General features: G+C 71.5%; 6 protein-coding genes. 1 reads left to right on the top strand and 5 read right to left on the bottom strand.

Going from position 1 to position 4,303, the window contains the following annotated elements; genetic code table 11:
* On the top strand, positions 1-463 hold a 463-nt coding region (locus AC1DOC_RS21580), incomplete at its 5' end, for an endonuclease III domain-containing protein (protein WP_478130454.1).
* A 29-nt stretch (positions 464-492) separates the two neighbouring features.
* Here the strand turns inward: AC1DOC_RS21580 and AC1DOC_RS21585 are convergent.
* From AC1DOC_RS21585 to AC1DOC_RS21605, 5 genes are all read right to left on the bottom strand, one after another.
* Positions 493-1,389 carry an SDR family NAD(P)-dependent oxidoreductase gene (locus AC1DOC_RS21585; protein ID WP_018905043.1) on the bottom strand — a complete coding sequence of 299 codons (897 nt, stop codon included), beginning with the start codon at positions 1,387-1,389 and terminating at the stop codon, positions 493-495.
* A 48-nt stretch (positions 1,390-1,437) separates the two neighbouring features.
* The gene (locus AC1DOC_RS21590; RefSeq protein WP_230537835.1) at positions 1,438-2,322 is read right to left on the bottom strand and encodes a helix-turn-helix domain-containing protein; all 885 of its coding nucleotides are present in this window, start codon (positions 2,320-2,322) and stop codon (positions 1,438-1,440) included.
* A gap of 44 nt (positions 2,323-2,366) precedes the next feature.
* Positions 2,367-2,918 (bottom strand): histidine phosphatase family protein, encoded by a 552-nt coding sequence (locus tag AC1DOC_RS21595; protein ID WP_018905045.1) that lies wholly within the window; start codon positions 2,916-2,918, stop codon positions 2,367-2,369.
* Positions 2,915-3,709, bottom strand: a complete 795-nt coding sequence (locus AC1DOC_RS21600) for an adenosylcobinamide-GDP ribazoletransferase (protein WP_018905046.1) — start codon at positions 3,707-3,709, stop codon at positions 2,915-2,917. The genes AC1DOC_RS21595 and AC1DOC_RS21600 overlap by 4 nt, the downstream gene beginning before the upstream one ends.
* A 4-nt stretch (positions 3,710-3,713) precedes the next feature.
* Positions 3,714-4,303, bottom strand: a 590-nt coding sequence (locus tag AC1DOC_RS21605) for a nicotinate-nucleotide--dimethylbenzimidazole phosphoribosyltransferase (RefSeq protein ID WP_478130455.1), incomplete at its 5' end; no start/stop codon positions are given.

Raw genomic sequence — 4,303 nt, forward strand, 5'->3', positions numbered from 1 at the left:
GGCGATGCTCCGGCTGGGCGTGGAGGGCCTGGAGGACTACATCAAGACCATCGGGCTGTACCGCAGCAAGGCCAAGCACCTGATCGAGACCTGCCGCATCCTGGTGGAGAAGCATGGCGGCGAGGTGCCCCGCACGCGCGCCGAACTCGAGGCGCTGCCGGGSGTCGGCCGCAAGACCGCCAACGTGGTGCTCAACGTGGCGTTCGGCGAGGCGACGATCGCCGTGGACACCCACATCTTCCGCGTCAGCAACCGCACCGGGCTCGCGCCGGGCAAGACGCCGCTCGAAGTGGAGCTCAAGCTGGAGAAACGCGTGCCGTTCGAATTCCGGCTGCATGCGCACCACTGGCTCATCCTGCATGGGCGCTACATCTGCGTGGCACGCACGCCGAAGTGCTGGGAATGCGCGGTGGCACCCTTTTGCGACTACAAGCCGAAGACGCCGCGGCCCAAGTCGGCCTGAGGCCGTACTGAGCCCGGCCTGTTCCCCAGCTACAGCTCGAATGCCTCGACCTGCCGGCCGTCGATGTCGGTGAAGCCGTATTCGCGCGCCAGGTCGGCCACGCGGTGCACGCCGCCGCTTTTCTCGAGCGCCCGCGCGTCGCCCGCGAGCGCGGCCACCGCGCGGCCGAGATAGCGCGGCGACTCGGTTCGCGCCAGCGCCGGGTGCTCGCGCCAATGCGCCTCGTCGGTCTTGTGGGCCGCCAGCACGAACTCGGTGCGCATCCAGCCCGGCGACACGGCCAGCGAAGCGACGCCGTGCGGGCGAAGCTCCTGCGCCATGCCGAAGGCCAGCCGGGTCATGGCCGATTTGGCCAGGTCGTAGAACAGGTTCCCGCGCAGGTAGTTGCCGCGGTCCCAGAAGGTGGTGGTCACGATCAGCCCGCTCTTTTGCGCCACCATCAGCGGCGCGGCGAAGCGGCTGGCCAGCAGGTGATTGCGCACGCCGCGGTCGAACATCGAGTCCCAGTTGGCAAGCGGATGCTCCCAGAACGGCGCCTCGAAGACGCCGGTGAAAGTTTCGTGGCCGCCCCAGGCGTTGTTGACGAGCAGGTCCACACGGCCCTGCTCGCGCTGCACCTGCGCAAAGAGCCGCTTCACCTCGTCTTCCTGCGTGTGGTCGCAGCGCACCGCGATGCCGCGTCCGCCCAGCCGTGTGACCTCGTCGGCGGTTTCGTCGATGCTGCCCGGCAGGGCTTCGAGCTCCGAGAGCGCGAGCAGCTGGCCATAGGTATTTGCCGGCTGCCCGCGCGTGCTTCGCCCGGTGACGTACACGGTGGCGCCCGCGGCGCCCAGTTCCAGCGCAATGCCGCGGCCGGCGCCGCGGCTCGCTCCGGTCACCACGGCCACGCAGCCCTTCAACGGGCGCTCCCTGCTTTCAGCTGGCATCGTCCTGTCCTTTCGTTGCGAGTGAGAGGCGACGACGGTAAGGCCGCGTCAATCCGCCGTCTTGGAAGAACCCGAAATCGCGCGGCCCAGAAATTCCGTCGGCGTGAGGCCGCAAAGCGCCTGGAACTCGTTGATGAGGTGCGATTGGTCATAGAAGCCGCCATCCAGCGCAAGGCTGGCCCAGGCGGGCTCGCGCTGCAGGCGCAAGGCGCGCACGCAGGCATGCAGCCGCGCGAGCCGGCTCCAGGCCCGCGGCGACAGGCCCACCTGCTGCCGAAAGACCTGTTGCAGCCGCCGCTCGCCAAGCCCGACGGCAGCCGCCACCTCGCGCAGCGGACGCCGCCCGCCCGACGTGGCGATGAGCTGCGCCGCGCGCATGGCCGCCGCGTGAACGGCGCCGTCGCCATCAGCGAGCCGGCGCTGCAGGGCCGCGCACAGCACCGAGACGCGCGACGCGTCGTCCGGCTGCAGCGCGATGCGCTCGAGCAGCTCGGCGCCGCGGCCGCGCCACAGTTCGTCCAGGTGCACGGCAGTGCCTGCGATCTCGCTGGCCGGCCTTCCCAGCAGCGCCGCGGCCGCGCCGGGACGCAGGGTCACCGACAGCCCTTCCATCTTCCGGCAGAGGCGCACGAGGGCCGGCGCCGCCGACGCGCCGATGGCCTCGACCGCATGTCCGGTGCTCTCGCCCGCCGAGGGCGCATCGCCCAGGTTGAAGACCAGCCGCACCGCCCCATCGGGCAGCACGCGTTCCAGCACCTCGCGGCCCTCGGGCAGCGTTTCCCTGTAGAGAAGAATGTGCGCAACGTGCGTCCGCAGCGGCTCGGCGACCGGAAAGGCGCGCAGCGTTCCCGCGGGCATGCCGGCCTCCGGCCCGTGCAAGGGGTCGTCGTCGAGGCGCAGGTACAGGCGTTCGTTCTTGGGCAGTGTCGGCATCGCGTTGGCGGACCGTGGCGCGCGGCAGCGGGTGCCGCCGTGCATCAGCTGCATTCGATCAGCTGGCACGCCCCGTAGTCAATGGGCGCCGACGGCCACTGCGCGGCATCGTCGACGCGCCGCACGCCGCGATGCAGCAGCTCCACCGCCCGCATCACGCCCGCATGCGTGACCCACACCGCGTCCTGCCCCGACGCGCGCCATTCATCGAAGGCCGTGCCGATGCGCTGCATGAAGCGGGCCGTGCTTTCGCCATGCCCACCCGGGCACCCTTCGGCGAAATTGCAGGTCCACGCGTCGAACTCGGCACGCGCGATCGACGACCAGGGCCGGCCTTCCCAGGCGCCGAAATCCATCTCGGCGAGGCGCGGATCGGCGCGCGTGGCAAGGTCCGGACGCAGCCTGCCGATGGTCTGCGCGAGTTCGGCGCAGCGCCGCAGGGGCGAGTGCGCCAGCGCCAGGTCCGTGGGCAGGCGCGAAGCCACCGCATGCGCCACCGCCAGGGTCGCCTCGGCCGGCACGCCCACATCCGTGCGGCCGTAGCAAAGGCCCGGCGCGGCGTCTGTCTGCGCATGGCGTACCAGCCACAGCTTCATGCCTGCCACGCCAGCGCCAGGTAGATCGTGAGCTCGCACAGCTGCTGCGTCGCGCCGAGCCCGTCGCCGGTGAATCCCTGCAGCCGGCGCCGGAACATGCGCGCCATGACCAGCGCCGCCAGGGCGCATGCCACCGCCATGGCGATCGTTCGTGCGGGGCCCTGCGTCGCCAGCATCAGCAGGGCAGCGGGCACCGACCAGAGCACGCCGACCAGCAAGGCACCGCCGCCGATCGCATCGGCCAGCGGCTTGGCCTTGCTCGCGCCGCTGTCGCCCACATACGGCAGCCAGCGGATCAGGAACAGCGGCGCCAGGCGCGACAGCACATGCGCGCCGACGATGGCACCGGCCACCGCCTGCGCGCCCTGCCCCGCCATCGACGCGAGCAGCGCGGCCTTGAGGCCGAGCGCCAGCACCAGCGCAATGGCACCGAAGGCACCGATGCGCGAGTCCTTCATGATCTCGAGCGCGCGGCTGCGGTCGGCCGATCCGCCCAGGCCGTCGGCCACATCGGCGAGGCCATCCTCATGAAAGGCGCCGGTCAGCAGCACCGTTGCGGCCATGCTCAGCAGCGCCGCGGCCAGCGCGCCGGCCACACCCGGCAAGCCCCGCAGCGCGAGCACGAAAACAGCCGCGCCCACGCCACCCACGAGCCAGCCCACGCCCGGAAAATGCGCCGCGCTCGCACGCAGCATCTGCGGGCTGAAGCCGATCCATTCGGCGAGACGGCCGGTCACCGGCACGCGCGTGAAGAACTGCAGCGCCAGCAGGTAGTGGCGGACACCGTTCATGGGTTCAACTGTCCTTGCGCGACACGCCGGCGGCTTCGAAGCTGGCCATCTCGCGCAGGATGCGGCAGGCCGATTCGAGCAGCGGCCAGGCCAGCGCGCCGCCCGAGCCTTCGCCAAGGCGCAGGTCCAGGTTCAGCAAGGGCTCCAGGCCGAGGTGCTTCAGCAACAGCGCATGCCCGGGTTCCGCCGAGCTGTGCGCGGCCACGCAGCGCTGCACCACATGCGGCTGCAGCGCCTGCGCCACCAGCACCGCGGCGCTCGCGATGAAGCCATCGACCACGATCACGCGCCGCTCCTGCGCCGCCTGCAGCACCGCGCCGACCAGCGTGGCAATCTCGAAGCCGCCGAACGCCGCGAGTGCGTCGAGCGGCTCGCTCGCAGCCGCATGCAGCGCCAGCACGTCGCGCAGCACCTCCCGCTTGCGCGCGAGCCCCGCGGCGTCGAGGCCGGTGCCGGAGCCGGTGCAGCCATCGATGTCCAGCCCCGCGAGGCGCGCCAGCAGCAGCGCCGCGGCCGAGCTGTTGCCGATGCCCATTTCGCCGAGCAGCAAGGCATTGCCCGGCAGCGCGCGCACCACCTCGCGCCCGTTGGCGA

Source organism: Variovorax sp. 01T439_2, assembly GCF_056398445.1.

What these genes read in the sequence shown, in the direction of transcription:
- AC1DOC_RS21595 (WP_018905045.1), bottom strand. Translation starts at nt 2,918, where the DNA reads ATGAAGCTGTGGCTGGTACGCCATGCGCAGACAGACGCCGCGCCGGGC.
- AC1DOC_RS21585 (WP_018905043.1), bottom strand. Translation starts at nt 1,389, where the DNA reads ATGCCAGCTGAAAGCAGGGAGCGCCCGTTGAAGGGCTGCGTGGCCGTG.
- AC1DOC_RS21590 (WP_230537835.1), bottom strand. Translation starts at nt 2,322, where the DNA reads ATGCCGACACTGCCCAAGAACGAACGCCTGTACCTGCGCCTCGACGAC.
- AC1DOC_RS21600 (WP_018905046.1), bottom strand. Translation starts at nt 3,709, where the DNA reads ATGAACGGTGTCCGCCACTACCTGCTGGCGCTGCAGTTCTTCACGCGC.